The sequence below is a fragment of the Nocardia sp. NPDC046473 genome, assembly GCF_040645995.1.
Lineage (GTDB): Bacteria > Actinomycetota > Actinomycetes > Mycobacteriales > Mycobacteriaceae > Nocardia.
Genome location: NZ_JBEYZJ010000008.1, coordinates 19,239 through 36,351, shown reverse-complemented (window position 1 = coordinate 36,351; position 17,113 = coordinate 19,239). Strand labels below are relative to the sequence as shown.

Annotated in this window: 16 protein-coding genes; 12 read left to right on the top strand and 4 right to left on the bottom strand. The window is 67.2% G+C overall.

Going from position 1 to position 17,113, the window contains the following annotated elements; genetic code table 11:
* Entirely contained in the window at positions 1-570 is a 570-nt protein-coding gene (locus ABZ942_RS27805) for a TetR-like C-terminal domain-containing protein (protein ID WP_357386946.1), read from the bottom strand.
* A gap of 81 nt (positions 571-651) precedes the next feature.
* On the opposite strand from ABZ942_RS27805, the gene ABZ942_RS27800 reads away from it, so the two are divergent.
* Positions 652-1,545, top strand: coding sequence for a DUF4437 domain-containing protein (locus ABZ942_RS27800; RefSeq protein WP_357386944.1), 894 nt, complete (start codon positions 652-654; stop codon positions 1,543-1,545).
* Positions 1,546-1,586: 41 nt separating this feature from the next.
* Here ABZ942_RS27800 and ABZ942_RS27795 read toward each other — a convergent pair whose 3' ends face one another.
* Positions 1,587-3,050: a dihydroorotase family protein gene (locus tag ABZ942_RS27795; protein WP_357386942.1), complete on the bottom strand. Its 1,464-nt coding sequence runs from the start codon at positions 3,048-3,050 to the stop codon at positions 1,587-1,589.
* A 138-nt stretch (positions 3,051-3,188) separates the two neighbouring features.
* On the opposite strand from ABZ942_RS27795, the gene ABZ942_RS27790 reads away from it, so the two are divergent.
* From ABZ942_RS27790 to ABZ942_RS27780, 3 genes are read left to right on the top strand one after another with little or no spacing between them, the layout of a single operon-like run.
* Entirely contained in the window at positions 3,189-4,376 is a 1,188-nt protein-coding gene (locus ABZ942_RS27790; protein WP_357386940.1) for a CoA transferase, read from the top strand.
* Entirely contained in the window at positions 4,373-5,239 is an 867-nt protein-coding gene (locus ABZ942_RS27785; protein WP_357386938.1) for a cyclase family protein, read from the top strand. The genes ABZ942_RS27790 and ABZ942_RS27785 overlap by 4 nt, the downstream gene beginning before the upstream one ends.
* Entirely contained in the window at positions 5,236-6,642 is a 1,407-nt protein-coding gene (locus ABZ942_RS27780) for an MmgE/PrpD family protein (protein ID WP_357386936.1), read from the top strand. The genes ABZ942_RS27785 and ABZ942_RS27780 overlap by 4 nt, the downstream gene beginning before the upstream one ends.
* Here ABZ942_RS27780 and ABZ942_RS27775 read toward each other — a convergent pair whose 3' ends face one another.
* Entirely contained in the window at positions 6,643-7,545 is a 903-nt protein-coding gene (locus tag ABZ942_RS27775) for a hydroxymethylglutaryl-CoA lyase (RefSeq protein ID WP_357386934.1), read from the bottom strand.
* A gap of 170 nt (positions 7,546-7,715) precedes the next feature.
* Here ABZ942_RS27775 and ABZ942_RS27770 point away from each other — a divergent pair, with 170 nt between their 5' ends.
* From ABZ942_RS27770 to ABZ942_RS27760, 3 genes are all read left to right on the top strand, one after another.
* Positions 7,716-8,930 (top strand): CoA transferase, encoded by a 1,215-nt coding sequence (locus ABZ942_RS27770; RefSeq protein WP_357386932.1) that lies wholly within the window; start codon positions 7,716-7,718, stop codon positions 8,928-8,930.
* 13 nt (positions 8,931-8,943) lie between these two features.
* Positions 8,944-9,561 (top strand): isochorismatase family protein, encoded by a 618-nt coding sequence (locus ABZ942_RS27765; protein WP_357386930.1) that lies wholly within the window; start codon positions 8,944-8,946, stop codon positions 9,559-9,561.
* A gap of 128 nt (positions 9,562-9,689) precedes the next feature.
* Positions 9,690-10,397 (top strand): hypothetical protein, encoded by a 708-nt coding sequence (locus ABZ942_RS27760; protein WP_357386928.1) that lies wholly within the window; start codon positions 9,690-9,692, stop codon positions 10,395-10,397.
* A gap of 30 nt (positions 10,398-10,427) precedes the next feature.
* Here the strand turns inward: ABZ942_RS27760 and ABZ942_RS27755 are convergent, their stop codons facing one another.
* Entirely contained in the window at positions 10,428-11,213 is a 786-nt protein-coding gene (locus ABZ942_RS27755; RefSeq protein ID WP_357386926.1) for an IclR family transcriptional regulator, read from the bottom strand.
* A 128-nt stretch (positions 11,214-11,341) separates the two neighbouring features.
* Between ABZ942_RS27755 and ABZ942_RS27750 the strand changes: the two genes are divergently transcribed.
* The 5 genes from ABZ942_RS27750 to ABZ942_RS27730 are packed head-to-tail and all read left to right on the top strand — an operon-like array spanning position 11,342 to position 17,079.
* Positions 11,342-11,830 carry a flavin reductase family protein gene (locus ABZ942_RS27750; RefSeq protein WP_357386924.1) on the top strand — a complete coding sequence of 163 codons (489 nt, stop codon included), beginning with the start codon at positions 11,342-11,344 and terminating at the stop codon, positions 11,828-11,830.
* Positions 11,827-13,101: an acyl-CoA dehydrogenase family protein gene (locus tag ABZ942_RS27745; protein ID WP_357386922.1), complete on the top strand. Its 1,275-nt coding sequence runs from the start codon at positions 11,827-11,829 to the stop codon at positions 13,099-13,101. Before ABZ942_RS27750 ends, ABZ942_RS27745 begins: the two co-directional genes overlap by 4 nt.
* Positions 13,098-14,486 (top strand): aldehyde dehydrogenase family protein, encoded by a 1,389-nt coding sequence (locus ABZ942_RS27740; protein ID WP_357386921.1) that lies wholly within the window; start codon positions 13,098-13,100, stop codon positions 14,484-14,486. The genes ABZ942_RS27745 and ABZ942_RS27740 overlap by 4 nt, the downstream gene beginning before the upstream one ends.
* Positions 14,483-15,628: an NAD(P)/FAD-dependent oxidoreductase gene (locus tag ABZ942_RS27735; protein WP_357386919.1), complete on the top strand. Its 1,146-nt coding sequence runs from the start codon at positions 14,483-14,485 to the stop codon at positions 15,626-15,628. Before ABZ942_RS27740 ends, ABZ942_RS27735 begins: the two co-directional genes overlap by 4 nt.
* On the top strand, positions 15,625-17,079 hold the full coding sequence (locus tag ABZ942_RS27730) for an aldehyde dehydrogenase family protein (protein ID WP_357386917.1): 1,455 nt from the start codon (positions 15,625-15,627) through the stop codon (positions 17,077-17,079). Before ABZ942_RS27735 ends, ABZ942_RS27730 begins: the two co-directional genes overlap by 4 nt.
* Positions 17,080-17,113 lie beyond the last annotated feature (34 nt).

The window sequence follows — 17,113 nt, the reverse complement described above, 5'->3', positions numbered from 1 at the left end:
TCATCGAGTCAGGCCGGCTCGCCGCGTCAGCACGTCGTCGACGGCCCGGTGGGCCCGGTTCCGGTCGGCCGAACGGTCGAGCAGTAGCGCGTCGACGAGCAGCGGCGAGACGATCGTCATGGCAGCCTCCGCGACGTCATCGTCCGCAATGACACCGATCTCGCCCAGCGACCGACGGATCGGCGCGAGCAGATCCAGGACATAGCGCTGGCGCAGCGGAACACATTCCGGATCGGTTGCCGATGCGGTGACCAGCGCGCGCAGGAAGGCGGCAACGGGCTTGTCGCGCAAGCGATCACAGAGCAGGTCCACTTCGGTGTGCAGATCGGCGATCGGATCGCCGCTCGGCCGCGCCGCCGGATGGGGGGCGACCGCGATGAGGGCCGCGAGGAACTCTCGCGGAGTCGGCCAATGCCGGTAGATCGTGGTCCTGGCCACCCCGGTAACCGCATGCAACCGTTGCGGTGTCAACGCGGCTCCCCCTTCGGTCAACAGGAGATCCAAGGCAGCGGTCAGCACGATCTGTTCGGTGTCGGCGGCGGGACCGGCGGGTCGTCCTGGCTTGCTCACATAATAAACGATACATCTTGTTTTGGTTATTAATAACCAGTACATTTTGTATCGGAATTACCGCTCGCCCCAGGAGACCTCATGCGTCCACATGTCGAACTCATCGATGAACGCGATCTGATCCAGCACGCCGCCGAGTTCCAGCACGCCGAAGGCAGTGCCGAACAACGCAACCTGAGCTACGACGAGGAGGACGGCTCCGCGTCGCTCAAAGTCCGATTCACCAGCGACTGGTCGCGACCCGCCGGCGTGCACCGCGCCGAGACCGAGTGGTTCGTGCTGTCCGGAACGGTCACCCTCGGCGAGACCGAACTCGGTCCAGGAGGCTTCTGGATGGCCCCGACCGGGGTGTGGACCCCGCCGATCGCTGTCGCCGCGGGCACCGAGATCCTGCTGTTCCGCGAACGCGGCGACTGGGCGTTCGAATTGTCGGACACAGACCGGGATTTCGTGCGCACAGACCAGAAACTGGTTGTCCTCGACACCGCAGCGATGCCGTGGATCGACGTCAAAGACGGCAGTCCGATGCGCTTCGACCTCGGCGGCACACCGGTCCCCGGCCTGTACATCAAGCTCCTGCACCGCGACGAGCAGACCGGCTTCTACACCCGCCTCATCAAGGCCAAGCCGGGCTGGCGTGAAGAACCGCTGGCCCATCACCCGTGCAGCGAGGAGGCCTACTGCCTCGACGGCGGGTTCGACTACAACTTCGGAAAGATGTGGCCCGGAACCTATTTCTGGCGCCCCGCGCTCATTCGCCACGGCGACTTCACCGCCGACTCCGAACGCGGCTGCACGTGGATAGTTCGTTCCGATGCCGATCTGGTGGACTGGTACACCGACAACGCCAAGATCGAGGTGTCGGGCGACGCGACGAACTGGGGGCCGGACTCGCCACACAGCCTGGCACCTCGCCCGGTCGAGCCGGTCCGCTCCCGCTCCGTCGGCCAGTGGGCCGATCCCACCTACCAGTAGCCGGCACACCGACCGCCAGAGCCGACGCCTCGTCGCGGCGCTCACCCCCCGCCGCGACGTAGGTACCGGCCATGCACACCGTCCTGCGGCTGCCCTTTCCGAAGAATATGATGGCCGCGCAGGAAAACATCGGTGACCTTCGCGGTCATCTCGAAACCTTCGAAAGGCGTGTACTCCTGGGCAGATTCGGAGTCCGCGGCACGCACCGTCCACTGTGCGGCGGGATCGACCAGGACGACATCGGCGTCGTAGCCAACGGCGAGGTGTCCCTTACGGGGCAGACCGTAGCGCCGGGCGGGATTCGCGGCGGTCAGTTCGGCGATACGCTGCGGTGACAGACCACGTTTCCGGCCCTCCCCCACCAGACCGGCCAGCAGATACTCCGCGCCGCCGAAGCCAGATCTGGCGAGGAAGACGTCGTCGCGATCGGAGCCGAACTTCTGTTCGTCCCGGCAGCAGGCGTGATCGCTGACCACCCAGTCGATGTCACCCGCCAGCAGATGCCGCCACAGTGCCTCCACGTCGGCGCGCTCACGTAACGGCGGATTGACTTTGCCGCCGATCCCGTGCGCGGTGTCGACATCGGCGAGCAGGTGACCGATAGTCACCTCACGGCGAAAGTTCACGTGCGGGAACGCTTTCGCCATCGTCAACGCGGCCGCGACGGCCTTCGCGGAGGACAGGTGGAGCAGGTTGATGTCGGCCAGGCCCGTCTCGTGCGCGAGATAGGACGCCATCGTGATTGCCAGCCCCTCGGAATGCGCTGGGCGCGAGGCACTGTAGGCGCGCAGACCGGTTTGCCGGGGATCCTGTTCGACCAGTGCCGTGTAGGCGGCCATGATCTCGGCGGTCTCACAATGCAACGACAGCGAGAGGTGGTCGCCGAATTGTTCGCGGGCACGCTGAATGCCGCGCATCACGAACTCGAAGTGCGCCAGGTCGTAACGTTCGGTCGGCGGGATCATCAAGAACTCGGACTGGTCCGACGATCGGCCGTGCAGGCCGTGACCGCCGTAGAACATGAAGATCTTGAACGAGGTGACGCCGAATTCCTCGACCAGGTAAGGGATTTCGTCGATGTGCTCAGCGGTCATCGGCGCCAGGTGCAGACCGTAGTCCACGTGCGATCGTCCGGCCATCCGGTCCAGCGCCTCGGGCATGAATTCCCGGTATGACCCGCCGCGGTTGAGGTAGTAGCGGCCGGTGCGCAGGTAGGTCAGCGAGGTGGTGACACCGCCTTGGGCGCAAGCTCGGCTTTCGCTCTCGGTGTCCGCGGCGAGGTCGCGATAGATACCCCAGTGCTGGTGGGCGTCGACCACGCCGGGGAACGCGAGCAGCCCCTTCGCGTCGACCACCCGCGTGTGGTCCTCGACAGGAAGATTCAGGCCGATCGCATCGACACGCCCGCCGGAGATCGCGATGTCGAGCGGGTCGGGGCTGTTCGCCGGCGGGTCATCCGGGCGGACCACACGAGCGTTGCGGATCAACAGTTCGGTCGCGGGCACGGCTGCCCTCCAGTTTCTCTCTGCGAAACACAGTTACCAATTCGGCGATCATCGCAGTAGCATGCGCTGGTAGTCAATGCCGCGACCCGCCTGAGTGTTTCGATGAGGGAAACGTGTCGCAGCCCTAAGGAGTGAGCGATGATCCAGCCACTAGCCGGAGTTCGAGTGCTCGATGTGGCGACACTGTTCGCCGGACCGCTGGCCGCCACACTGCTCGCGGACTTCGGCGCCGACGTCGTCAAGATCGAGCATCCGAACGGTGATCCCGTCCGTGGCCACGGCGCTCAGCGCGATGGCGTGGGCCTGTGGTGGAAGATGCTCGGGCGCGGCAAGAAGTCGGTGACGCTGTATCTGGGCGCGCCGCAAGGTCAAGAGATCTTTCGGCGGATGGTCGCCGAAACCGATGTGGTGATCGAGAACTTCCGGCCGGGCACGCTGGAACGGTGGGGGCTCGGCTATCCCGAACTGCGGGCGCTGAATCCACGGTTGATACTGGCCAGGGTCACCGGATTCGGCCAATTCGGACCGTACGCACGACGTCCCGGCTTCGGCACACTCGCCGAAGCGATGAGCGGCTTTGCCGCGGTGACCGGCGAACCGGACGGCCCACCCACCCTGCCACCTTTCGGTCTCGCCGACGGAATCGCCGCACTGACAACAGCTTTCGCCATCATGACCGCCCTGCGCGCACGGGACCGCGACGGCACCGGGCAGCAGGTCGACCTGGCCATCATCGAGCCGATTCTGACGCTGCTCGGTCCGCAGATCATCGCCTACGACCAGCTCGGCGAACTGCAGCCGCGCATGGGTAACCGATCCTCGAACAACGCACCGCGCAACACCTATCGCACCGCCGACGGCGGCTGGGTCGCGGTCTCCGCAAGCGCGCAGTCGGTCGCCGAGCGAGTGCTGTGGCTGGTCGGGCGTCCCGATCTCATCGAGCAGCAGTGGTTTGCCTCCGGTACCGAACGGGCAAGGCACGCTGACGAACTCGATGCGGCGGTCGGTGGCTGGATCGGCAGGCACAGCACCGAAGAGGTGGTGCGCGCCTTCGAGAAAGCCGAGGCGGCGGTGGCGCCGATCTATACCGCCGCCGACGTGCTGACCGACCCACAGTTCCGGGCACTCGGCTCGATCATCACACTGCCCGATGCGGAGCTCGGCTCGGTGCGCATGCAGAACATCTTGTTCCGGCTATCCGAGACACCCGGGGCAATACGGTGGACCGGACCACCTTTGGGCGCGCACACCGACGAAGTGCTGCAGCGCTATGGCGTCGACCGAAATGAGCTCGCCCAGCTACGCGCCGCCGGAGTGATCCGATGACGAACACCGAATCCACGGCGGAAACGGCCGGGGCCGAAGAACCCATTACCACACGGGATCCCTTGCTCGCCGCTGTCCGTGGCGACATCCGGTTGATCGAGTTGGGACAGCCGTTCTTCACCGGCATGCCGTGCTCGCCCAATCACCCCGGCTTCCGAATGACGTTGGCGCGCAGGCACGGTGACCTGGTACGCCCCGACGGCGGCTCGGCCGCCAACGAGATCATCGTGACCGGCGGACATGTCGGCACCCACATCGACGCACTCAGCCACGTCAGCCAGAACGGCGCACTCTACGGCGGCGTCGACGCACGCGAGGCCCAGCGCGGCGGCGCGTTCACCGCGCACGGCGCCGAGAACCTGCCCGGCCTACTGCGGAGCGGCGTACTGCTCGACATCGCCCGGGTGCACGAGATCGACCGGCTCCCTGGTGGTTACGAGATCACCGTGGGCGACCTGGAAGCGGCGGCTCGACAGGCGCGGGTCCGCGTAACGGCCGGCGATGTCGTGCTGATCCGCACGGGATGGTCGCGGCTGTTCGGCGAACCAGATGCCTACCTGGGCAGGGAAACCGGCGTGCCCGGGCTCGGCGTCGAAGCCGCGCACTGGCTCGCCGGCCGCGACGTGGTGGCGACCGGCGCGGACACCACCGCCTATGAGTGCATCGCACCCGGCGCGGGCCACCACGTATTGCCCGTGCATCGGGTGCTGCTCGTCGAATCCGGCATCTACATCATCGAACACCTCGCGCTGGAAGACCTCGCCGCCAGCGGGCGCAACGAATTCGCTTTCCTGCTCGCCCCTTTGCAGATCGTGGGGGGCACCGGCTCCCCGGTCCGCCCGCTCGCGGCGGTCAGCCGATGAGCCGAGCAACGATCGTCCAGCAACTGGCCACCTTCGCGGTGTCCGCCCGCGAGCAGGGGGTCGGGGACTCGTTGCGGGCGAACACCGCACAGCGGGTCCTCGATGTGCTCGGCAACTCCATCGCGGCGCTCGACACCCGGCCGGCTCGCGCGGTGCGCACCCTGGTCGAGGAATGGGGCGGCACACCAGGCGCGACGGCGCTCGGACTGCCCGGTCGATGGCCGGCCGCGAGCGCCGCTCTGCTCAACGGAACCCTCGCGCACGCACTGGATTTCGACGACACTCACCTACCCTCGGTACTACACCCGTCGGCGACGGTGGTACCGGCCGCACTAGCGGTCGCCGAATCCCGCAACGCCGATGGCCCGGCTCTGCTCGACGCCATTGCCGTCGGGGTGGAGATCGCGGTCCGGGTCGGCATGGCGGGTTACGACCAAGAGCTGGGCAGCTCGGTCTTCTTCGAGCGCGGCCTGCACGCGACCGCCATCTGCGGCACCCTCGGCGGCGCCGCGGCCGTCGCGATGCTCTCGGGCGCCGACGCCGACGGCATCGCACACGCGATCAGTATCGCGGCGAGCATGGGTTCGGGACTCTTGGAGGCCAACCGCACCGGCGGGACAGTGAAACGAGTGCACTGCGGCTGGGCCGCGCACGCCGCGGTCACCGCGGCCGGTCTCGCCCGCACCGGATTGACCGGGCCGCCAACGGTGTTCGAGGGGAGATTCGGTCTGCTGCAGGCGTTCTGCGGCGAGCAGAGCAATCCGGACGCGATACTCGACGGCCTCGGCGAGCACTGGGAGTTGCCGAAGGTGTTCTTCAAACCCTATCCCTGCAACCACTTCACCCACGCAGGCATCGACGCGGCGCTACGCCTGCGCGCCGAAGGCATCACCGCCGACGTTGTCGAGCGCCTCGAACTCGGCGCACCCACCGCCGTGCTGCGCACCATCGGCGAGCCGCACGCCGACAAGATCCGTCCGAAGTCCGGCTACCACGCCGCCTTCTCCGGTCCCTACACCGTGGCCGCCGCCCTGCTCGGCGGTGGCGGTCTCGGATTGTTCCATCAGGACTTCACCGATGCGGCAGCCGCGAATACCGACCGCCTGGCCCTCGCGGCCCGGGTCACCTGCGTTGCGGATGCACACTGCGACGCGATTTTCCCGCACCAGTTTCCGGCCGTGCTAACCGCTCGGCTGCACGACGGACGCATCCGGACCGCGCGAGTCGACGTGAACCGAGGCGGTCCAGGCAATCCACTATCCGAGGACGAACTCGCCACCAAGTTCCGTCTCAACACCGAACACACACTGACCGGACTCCACGCGGACCGGATCAGCACAGTGGTCTTCGATCTCGCGAAACAACGGGACCTCGATGCGTTGATGTCGCTACTGCGGACATGACTACCGCCGGTCCGGCTCAGGAAATACACCGGCCCGGCCGAGCAAGGCGGGCACCGGCTTACCGAGCAATTCGCCGAGCCACGAACCGGTTTCGATGACCTGCTCGATCCGCACGCCGGTCTCGACCCCCATCCGATCGAGTGCGTACAGCAGGTCCTCGGTGGCGATATTGCCGGTCGCGGCCGGCGCGAACGGGCACCCGCCGATGCCTCCGGTGCTGGCGTCCAGAACCCGGACACCAGCGTCCAACGCCGCAATGGCGTTGGCGTAGCCGGTGTTTCGGGTGTTGTGAAAATGGAAACGCAGGGCCGTCTCCGGTGCGATCGCCGCCGCGCCCGCGGTCAGCGCCCGCACGCGATCCGGGGTGCCGACACCGATGGTATCGGCCAACGCGATCTCATCGGGTCCGGCCTCGGCGACGCGGCGAATCAGTTCCAGCACAACCGGTTCGGGCACTTCCCTGTCGAACGGGCAACCGAATGCCGCCGCGATCGTCACCGTGCGCAGCAGTCCCGCGTCCCGTGCCCGCGCCGCCAGCGAAGCCCAGCGCTCGATCCCCTGCACGGTCGAACACCCCTGGTTCCGCTGACTGAACGAATCCGTGGCAACCACAACGACATTGATCTCATCGACGCCCGCCGCCAGTGCTCGATCCAGACCGCGATCATTGAATACCAGCCCGGCATAGGACACGCCATCGATCCGGGGAACCGAGGCCATCACAGCCTCCGCGTCCGCCATCTGCGGAACGCGTTGCGGGTTGACGAAGCTCACCGCCTCGATCCGGCACAATCCCGCATCGACGCTGCGTTGCACCAGCCGAACCTTGTCCTCGACCGCGAGGATTTCCGGCTCGTTCTGCAGGCCGTCCCTCGGCGCGACCTCGACCAGCGTGACGTTCACAGACCCTCCATGGTTGCCGACGGAACGATGTCCTGCCGCCGCGGCACGGATTGCCCGCCTTGTCACAGTGTTCCGCTACGGGATACATTGTATCCAATCTCAGCCATAGCGATATGTCCACCGAGAGAACGCAACAGGCGTCGAGGTGCGTGACAGAATGGAGATGCCTCATGGCAGTCGAGGCGACGAAATCCGCAGGGCCACTGGCCGACCTGCGGGTGGTCGAGATGGGCCAGCTGCTCGCCGGACCGTTCTGCGGCCAGCTACTCGGCGATCTCGGCGCCCAGGTGATCAAGCTGGAATCCCCCGGCACCGGTGACCCGATGCGGCAGTGGGGACGGGAACAGTCGCAGGGCAAATCCCTGTGGTGGCCGGTCGTCGCCAGGAACAAGAAGTCGGTCACCTGCAACCTTCGCGAAGCCGCCGGACAGCGGCTGGCGCGCGCGTTGATCAGTCGGTCCGACATTGTGATCGAGAATTTCCGGCCCGGCACGATGGAGCGCTGGGGCCTCGGCTTCGACCGGCTACGCGAGACGCATCCCGGACTGATCATGGTTCGGGTCACCGGATACGGCCAGACCGGCCCCTACGCGCCGCGCGCCGGATACGGCTCGATCGGCGAGGCGATGGGCGGAATCCGTTATGTCACCGGCGATCCGGATCACGCTCCGGCCAGAACCGGTATCTCGCTCGGTGACTCGCTCGCCGCGGTGTTCGCCACCATCGGCACCCTCGCAGCGGTCCATCACCGGGCGAACACCGGGCGCGGTCAGATGGTGGACTCGGCCATCTACGAGGCGGTGCTCGCGATGATGGAATCGCTGCTGCCGGAATGGGCGGTGACCGGATATCAGCGCGAGCGCACGGGTCCGGTGCTGCCGAATGTCGCGCCGAGCAACGTCTATCCGACCAAAGGCGGCGAGATGATCCTGGTCGCCGCCAATCAGGACACTGTCTTCGCCCGATTGGTCAAGGCCATGGGCCGTGCCGAACTCGCCACCGACGAACGGTATTCGACCCATACCGCCCGTGGCGCGCGCATGACCGAGCTGGACGAACTGATCGCGGACTGGACCGCGGCCGGCGAGACCGACGATCTCCTCGACCGACTACACGCCGCCGGTGTCCCCGCCGGCCGGATCTTCACCGCGCGAGACATGTTCGCCGACCCGCATTTCGCCGCGCGCGAGGCCATCGTGCGACTCGCGCACCCGGAGTTCGGTGAGCTGCCGATGCAGAACGTCTTCCCGAAGTTGAGCGAAACCCCCGGATCCGTGCGCCATCCCGGCCCGGAATTGGGCGAGCACAATCTCGACGTCTACGGCGGCCTGCTCGGCCTCGACGCGGAAACGATCAGCCAACTCGCCGTCGATGGCATCATCTGAGGAGAAATCGCCGATGATCGAGCGAGCCGACGACTACCGGCGTTCCGGATACAGCGCGCGCCTCGGCGCGGGTACCTCCCCCGCGGTGCTGGTGGTCGACATCTGCGCCGCCTATCTCACCGACGGATCACCGCTGCGCGCTCCGGTCGATGGCGCGGTCCGGGCTGCCGCCGAAATCGTCACGCAGGCAAGACAATCCGGCCTGCCGGTGATTTTCACCCGCGTGCGCTTCGAGTCCGGCGGTCCAGACGGCGGCCTGTTCCGCCACAAGGTGCCGGTGCTGCGCGTGTTCGAGGCCGGCAATCCACTCGGCGACTTTCTCGACGATCCCGCACCGGCACCCGGTGACGTGATCATCACCAAGCAGTACCCCAGCGCCTTCCACGCCACGCCATTGGCCGCGGTATTGGCCGCCCAGCGCATCGACACCCTCGTCATCGTCGGCCTCACCACCAGTGGGTGCGTACGCGCTTCCGCGACCGATGCGATGCAGCACGGCTTCCGGCCACTGGTCGTCGCCGACGCCTGCGGCGATCGCGACACCACCCTGCACGAAGCGAACCTTCTCGACTTGGACATCAAGTACGCCGACGTGCTCAGCCTGCCCGAGGCGCTCGACGTATTGCGTTGAGCCCCAAGCGGTCAGCACCAGCAACCAGCTGTCGAGACCGCTGACGTGCACCGAAATCGCGTCTCGGTCGCCGCCTACGCCACAACTTTGCCGGAAACCCGCTTCCGACAACTGACCAAAGGATTCCTATGGGCGCACACCCGCACGGTTGGTGGATCATGCTGCACCTGGTGCTGTTCGTGTGCTGGCTCGGCGGCGATCTCGGGGTGTTCTATTCCAGCCGGTTCGTGATCAACCCGGGGCTCACCCCACCGGCCCGCGCGGCGGCACTGGCGATCATGAGCGGCCTGGATCTAGGGCCCAAGATCTGCCTCGTACTGTTCCTGCCCAGCGGTCTCACGCTGATGGCACTCGAGCCACACGGTGCCAGCGCATTCGGAATCGAGCTGTTCCCTTGGTGGTTCGTGGTGCTGGTGTGGATCTTCGCTGCGGTATGGCTCACGCTGACCGTGCTCGCACACCGCACCCACGGGCAGCTCACCGCCGTCCGCCGGGCAGATCTCGGCATCCGATTCGCGGTCATCACCGCCATGGCCGGGGCAGGTGGCTACACCGTGCTGGCGCACGACCCGTTCGGCGTGACGACCAACCCGCGCTGGCTCGGCGCGAAGATTCTGCTGTACACCCTTGCTGTCGCGTCGGGCCTCGGCATCCGAATGACATTGCGCCCCTTCGGCACTGCATTCCGAATGCTCATGACCGACGGCTCCAGCGAACCTGTCGAGCGCACCCTGCGACGCAGCGTCGACGGCTGCCTGCCCTACGTGTGGTTGATCTGGGGCAGCGTGCTCGCCGCGGCGGCACTCGGCGTGCTCAAGCCCGGCGCCAACCTGTGATGTCCGGTGCCGGGCCGTGACGCACCGACGTTACGGCGCGTAGCCGAGTTGGGCGGAGATCGCCCCGGCCGCCTTCATCAGCATGGGAACGCAGCTGTCCATCCGCGGCTGGAAGCGCGACAGCGGGCCGCACACGCTGATGGCGGCCACGACCCCACCGTCGTGGTCGAGGATCGGCGCGGCGATGGAGGCGGCGCCGATCTGCCGCTCCCCCAGCGAGATCGCGTAACCGCGCTTTTTCGTGGCGTTCAGTTCGGTGCGCAGCTTGCGGACCGAGGTGATCGTCGCATCGGTGAACGCGGTCAGGTCATGCCTGCCCAGGTATTCATCGATTTCCTCTTTGCGCAGCAACGCCAGGATCACTTTCGAGGAGCTGCCGGCATACAGCGGATACGGCACACCGAGTGCGACCTCCATGCGCAACTCCTGGTCCGGCACAACCTGATCCACATACATCCGGGTGTCGCCGCGCCGGATCGACAGCGTCGAGGTCTCGCCGGTCACGGCCGCCAGCCTGCGCAGTTCCGGCGCGGCCATCACCCGAAGATCGGTGCGCGCCAGATACGCCCGGCCGAGCGCGATAGCGGCATGTCCCAGCGCGTAACGGCGCGTTGCCGGTTCGAACGCGATCAGGTCGCGGTTGCGCAGCGCGGTGAGAATGCGGTGCACCGCGGCCTTGGTGATGCCGAGCTCGGTGGCGATCTCGGTCACGCCGAGATCGGCCCTTCCGCTGCGGCCGAACAGCAACAGCACATCCATGGCGCGCTCGACCGCGGCGATCGACCTGCTCTGGTTGTCGGATTCGGTTTCGGGCACGCCTCGAGTGTAAGTGGTGGATTTCCCGATGGGAAACACCATCCCCGGCACGGGACGGCTTGCGTCGCGCCCATATCGGGCGTTACCTTGTGCGTAACAGTGTTTCCACTATCGAAACGGATGTCACGGTGGAACCGAATTATCTCCGCGCGGTCTTGGCGCAGTGGGCCAGCGGGGTCGTGGTCGTCACCACGCTCCGGGGTGACGGTGACCGGCACGGCATGACAGCGAGTTCGTTCACCAGTGTGGCCTTGGATCCGCCGCTCATCTCGGTGTGTCTCGTTTCCACGAGCGCAACCTGCCGAATGATCCGCGAGAGCGGCGTTTTCGCGGTCAATGTCCTCGGACACGATCACGAGGCCATCGGCCGCAGCTTCGCGTCCACCGCGTCGTCCACGCGGCCGGATCGCTTCGCCGCCGGGCGGTGGGACACCGCGAGCACCGGTGCGGCGGTGCTGACCGACGCCGTCGCCTGGCTCGATTGCGTGCTCACCGCCTGTCACCTCGCCGGCGACCACACCATCGTCCTCGGCGCCGTGCAGGAGGCCGCGACACCCCGGCCCACTGCGCCACTCATCTACCACGACCGCAGCTACCACGAGGGGATAGTCCGATGATCGGTGAACGACTCGTCGAGGACATGACCGACGCCGAACGCGAACGCGCGCAACGGGTCGACGCCGTGCTGCCCGCTTTGCGCGCGGCAGCCGAGGAAGCCGACCGGCTCGGCGCCTTTCCGCCCACCCACGTCCAGCTCTTACGCGAGGCCGGACTGCTCGGGCTGGTGGTGCCGGAGAAGTTCGGCGGGCTGGGCGGCACCCTACGAGATCTGGCGGCGGCCACTTTCGCGATGGGCACCGCGTGCCCATCCACCGCGCTGGCGTTCTTCTTCCACAACACCAGCGCCTCGCGCGGTCTACTGCCGCTGGAGGCGATCGACGCCGGACTGTTCACCGACGACGAGATTCCCGTCGTGCGGGCCTTCGCCGAGAAGGTGCTCACGCGAATGGCCGAAGGCCGGTGGCTGGCGAACTTCGCCTCGGAGGCGATCAAGACCGCTGCCGCGAACATCACCATCGCCACCACGGCCCGCAAGGTCGATGGCGGCTGGATTCTGCAGGGCGAGAAGTCTTTCGGCTGTGCGACCGGAGTGGCCGACTACTACCTCACCTCCGCCAAACTCGCGGCGTACGACACCGCCGAGGGACTGGCGACCTTCTTCGTCCCCCGCGACGCACCCGGTGTCAGCGTGCGCGCCCCCTGGGACGGGCTCGGCATGCGCGCCACCGCCAACAACGGCATCCGCCTCGACGACGTCTTCATCCCACACGGCGAGGCCTTGGCGATACCGGGAGCGTTCACCAAGATGCTCACCATGAGCAGAGGCAGTTTCGTCGGCAACCAACTCGCCATCGCGGCGGTCTACACCGGTTGCGCACAGAACGTCTACGACGAAATGCTGGCGGCGACGACCGCGAAGACCTTCGCCGACACCGGCGAGCCGATCGCTTCCTCGCCGGTACACCAAGTGCTCATCGGCGAGATGACCAGGCAATTGCAGACCGCGTACCTCTGGCTGCGTTATCAGCTGCTGGTGGAGACCACGGAGCCGCCGTTCAAGCCCAAGCCGGAGGTCTTCACCCAGTGGCGCCTCGGCAAGGGCGCGGTCACCGAGGCCTGCTTCCAGGTCGCGCTCGGCGCCTTCAAGGCGGGCGGCACCTCCGCCGCCGCGATGAGCGGGGTGGCCGGGCGCGCGTTACGTGATCTGGCCATGGGCCTGGTGATGACCTTCCCCGCCGAACGCGGCATGCTCGAGGTGGCCCGCATCGTCACCGACGCCACGGCGAACGAATTGTTCGCCACCGCACCGGCAAAGGCGGACCGATGACCACCGAGCTACCCACCATCACCGACCTGATCGACGGCGAATGGGGCACACCGACAGTCGATCTCGGTGTGGCACTGGAGGATCCGGCCACTGGTGCGCCGGTCGCCAGAGCAGTCGCCACCGCCACCCATCGCGTCGAACGTGCGCTCGCGGTCGCCGAAACCGCCACCGGACAGAGTGATCCCGCCACACTGGACGCGATCGCCGCCGGACTCGACCAGCGACTATCGCGGATCGCCGAATTGGACGCGCGCGCGACCGGGGTGCCGATCTCGCAGACCACCCTGCTCGGCGCGATCGTCTCGGGCTCCTTCCGACTCGCGGCCGAGCAGCTCCGGTCCGGAGCGCTACGCCAGGACCGGGACGGCGTCGAGGTACATCGGTTACCGCTCGGTCCGGCCCTGTGCCTGGTCCCGTGGAACGCGCCGGCACCGATGGCCGCGCACAAGGTGGCCAACGCACTCGCCGCGGGCTGCCCGGTCATCCTGAAGGTCAGCGAACTCGCACCCTTCAGCTCGATGGTGCTGGCCGAAGTGATCGCCGAACACGTGCCCGCCGCGATGTTCCAGCTGGTCCAGGGCGGCGCGAAAGTCGGTGCGCAGCTTGCCGCCGCGCAGCGCGTCAAGGCGGTCTCGTTCACCGGCGGTCTGGCCGGCGGACGTTCCGTTGCCACCGCATCCGCCGCGATGTTCCGCCCGTGCCAGCTCGAACTCGGTGGAAACAATCCGCTGGTGGTCTTGCCCGACGCCGATCTCGACACCGCCGCGCGGATGGCCGCCGAACTGCTGACCACTTTGAACGGCCAATGGTGCCGTGCGCTGGGCAGATTGATCCTGCCCGCGGACCGCGCGGACGAGCTCGTCGAGGCGGTCGGAAAGCGGCTCGCGGCATTGCGGGTCGGGGACCCGCTGGATCCGCTGACCGAGTTCGGGCCGCTGGTGCACTCGAAACACGTCCAGACGGTGCGCGATTCGCTCACCGACCGCGAAGCACGCAGCTTCGGCAGCATGCCGGATACCGGAAACTATTTCGCCCCAACACTTCTCGATGGCGATCTGGTCGACGAGGTGTTCGGCCCCGTTGCCGGTGTCACCACCTATCGCGAGGTCGAGGAAGCGGTGGCACTGGCCAACGCGGTGCCCTACGGCTTGGAGGGCTATGTCTGCGGCACCGACGAGCAGCAGGCGCTGAGCATCGCGCGCCGGATCCGCGGCGGTGAGGTGAAGGTCAACGGTTCCTCGATCATGAGCCTGCACCTGATGACGCCACGCCCCGCGTGGGGACTGTCCGGACTCGGCGAAGAGGGCACCGCCGAGACACTGCGCTTCTTCACCGGCGCTCGCGTCGTCGGCGTCGAAGGGCGCTTCGCCCTGCACACGTCATGAGTATGCCCGCCGTCGTCGTGGTCGGCGCCGGACCGGTCGGGCTCACCGCCGCACTGACCCTGACCCGCCGCGGCATCCCGGTCACCGTACTCGAGCAGGGTGACCAGCTCGCCACCGAGTCGCGGGCCTCCACCTTTCATCCGCCCACCCTGGAGATGCTGCGCGACCTCGGCGTGCTGGATGCGTTGCTGCACAAGGGAATCGTCGCCTCGACCTTCCAGTACCGCGAACGCGGCGGCGACGAGATCGCGACCCTCGACCTCGCTGCGCTTACCCAGGACACCCCGTTCCCGTTCCGGGTGCAATGCGAACAGAGCAAACTCACCCCGATCCTGCTCGACGCCCTCGGCGCCGCCGACGTGCGTTTCGGCTACCGGGTGGACTGGCTGCTCAGCACCGACGATGTCGTGGTGCTGCGCACCAACCGAGGCCCGCTGCGCGCGAACTGGGTGATCGGCGCCGACGGCGCGCATTCCGCCGTCCGGCGCGCCCTCGGAGCCGAATTCGATGGCAGCACCTATCCGGAACGATTCCTGGTCGCTTCGGTCGAGGAGGATCTGGCGGCGGTGTTGCCCGGCATCGCGCCGATCAACTACGTCTTCGACCCGGACGAATGGCTGGTCCTACTGCGCACCCCGGAGCATTGGCGGGTGCTGCTGCCGACACCGATGGACACCGACGACGAGTACGAATTACGGAGGCTGCCAGAACGTTTGGCGGGCGTAGCCGACCTGGGCAGGCCATGGCGAGTGGCGCACGCCTCGCTGTACCGGGTACATCAACGAGTCACCGATCGATTCCGGCACGGCCGGGTCCTGCTGATGGGCGACGCCGCGCACGTCAACAACCCGCTCGGCGGCATGGGTATGAACAGCGGCATCCACGATGCCGTCCAATTGGCGTCCGCGCTGGCCGATGTCATCGAAGGTGGCCTGGACGCGCTGCTCGATGATGTCGCGGCGCATCGTCGCACTGTCGCCGTCGACCACGTGCAACGAACCAGCCACGACAACTGGAATCGGTTGCGCGGGCACGATGACAGCCACCGCGCGCAGCTGCGCGAACTGGCCGCCGATCCGGCCGCGACCCGTGCCTACCTCCGGCGCGCCTGCTTGCTCGACTCGCTGGAGATCCGGCCGTGAGAATCGACCGCGAGAACCCGGCACATCCGCGCGAGGTCGTCGGAACCGTCACCTCGACCCCACCCGAGGCAATCGACGCCGTGGTGCACGCCGCGCACCGAGACTTTCACGACTGGTCGCGGCACCCACTCGAGTCTCGCCTCACCGCACTCGGCCACGCCGCCGATGCCCTCGACCGACGCAAGGCCGAACTGGCGACGCTGCTGGCACGGGAAACCGGCAAACCCGTCACCGACTGCCGAGGCGAAATCGGCTTCGCCGCAACCTATCTGCGCTGGGTACGCGAGCACGGCGCCGATATCTTCCAGAACCGCACCATCGATGACACACACGGACGACTTACATTGTCGCCGCGCCCTTTCGGCGTGATCGCCGCGATCACCCCGTGGAACGCACCGATCATTCTCTCGATGCTCAAACTCGGCCCCGCACTCGCCGCAGGCAACGCGGTCGTGCTCAAACCATCTCCCTTGGCCCCGCTGACCGTCACCGCGGCGGCCGAATTACTGCCCGCCACCACGGTGATCCACGGTGGCCCGGATACGGTCCACGCGCTCGTCGCGCACCCACTGATCCGCAAGGTCGCCTTCACCGGCGGCGAGCAGGCGGGACGGGCGATCGCGGCAGCTGCGGGGCAGTCGATCACACCGGTGCTGCTCGAGCTCGGCGGCAACGACCCGGCCATATTCCTGGACGACTTCGCGCTGACCCCGGCCGATTTCGAGCGACTCGTCCTCGCGTCCTTCGCCACGGCAGGCCAGGTGTGCATGGCCGCGAAGCGCCTGTACGTACCCGAGACCCGGCTCGCCGAATTCGTCGACTCGTATCTCGCTGCCGCACAGCGCATCCTGATCGTCGGCGATCCGGTCGATGAGGCGGTCACGATGGGCCCGGTGGTCACCGAAGCGGCCGCCGAACGGGTGACAGGGCTCGTCATCGACGCCAGCAATCGAGGCGCGCGCATCATCCCCCTCGCCGACGCGCCGACTACCGACGGATACTTCCTCGACCCGATCATCGCGCTCGGCGTCCCCGACGACGCCGCCCTGGTACGCGAGGAACAATTCGGCCCGGCCGTACCCATCCTGACCTATCGTGACGAGTCCGAAGTCCTCACCCGCGCAAACGATTCCGACCTCGGCCTGGCCGCCTCCGTGTGGTCGGCCGACGAAGACCGCGCCTTCGCCCTCGCCACCCGCGTCGAAGCAGGCTTCACCTTCATCAACACCCACAACCGCACCGGGATGTCACTGCGCGCGCCTTTCGGCGGGACCAAGAACAGCGGCTTCGGCCGCGAATACGCACCCGAAGGCCTGCTCGAATACATCCAAGCAGCGGCAACGCACGCGCCCGGCGCATTCCGCGCAGGCGGCACAGGACTACCGGCCGGGGCCTATCCCGGGACACTCACACCACCATCGGACGCCACCGACAACAGCCGCGGCTGGTAGCCGAGAACCTGTGCGGTTGCCGCAGTAGTCCACC

Coding starts and splice junctions, on each gene's coding strand:
- ABZ942_RS27800 (WP_357386944.1), top strand. CDS start 652: ATGCGTCCACATGTCGAACTCATCGATGAACGCGATCTGATCCAGCAC.
- ABZ942_RS27790 (WP_357386940.1), top strand. CDS start 3,189: ATGATCCAGCCACTAGCCGGAGTTCGAGTGCTCGATGTGGCGACACTG.
- ABZ942_RS27785 (WP_357386938.1), top strand. CDS start 4,373: ATGACGAACACCGAATCCACGGCGGAAACGGCCGGGGCCGAAGAACCC.
- ABZ942_RS27780 (WP_357386936.1), top strand. CDS start 5,236: ATGAGCCGAGCAACGATCGTCCAGCAACTGGCCACCTTCGCGGTGTCC.
- ABZ942_RS27770 (WP_357386932.1), top strand. CDS start 7,716: ATGGCAGTCGAGGCGACGAAATCCGCAGGGCCACTGGCCGACCTGCGG.
- ABZ942_RS27765 (WP_357386930.1), top strand. CDS start 8,944: ATGATCGAGCGAGCCGACGACTACCGGCGTTCCGGATACAGCGCGCGC.
- ABZ942_RS27760 (WP_357386928.1), top strand. CDS start 9,690: ATGGGCGCACACCCGCACGGTTGGTGGATCATGCTGCACCTGGTGCTG.
- ABZ942_RS27745 (WP_357386922.1), top strand. CDS start 11,827: ATGATCGGTGAACGACTCGTCGAGGACATGACCGACGCCGAACGCGAA.
- ABZ942_RS27740 (WP_357386921.1), top strand. CDS start 13,098: ATGACCACCGAGCTACCCACCATCACCGACCTGATCGACGGCGAATGG.
- ABZ942_RS27735 (WP_357386919.1), top strand. CDS start 14,483: ATGAGTATGCCCGCCGTCGTCGTGGTCGGCGCCGGACCGGTCGGGCTC.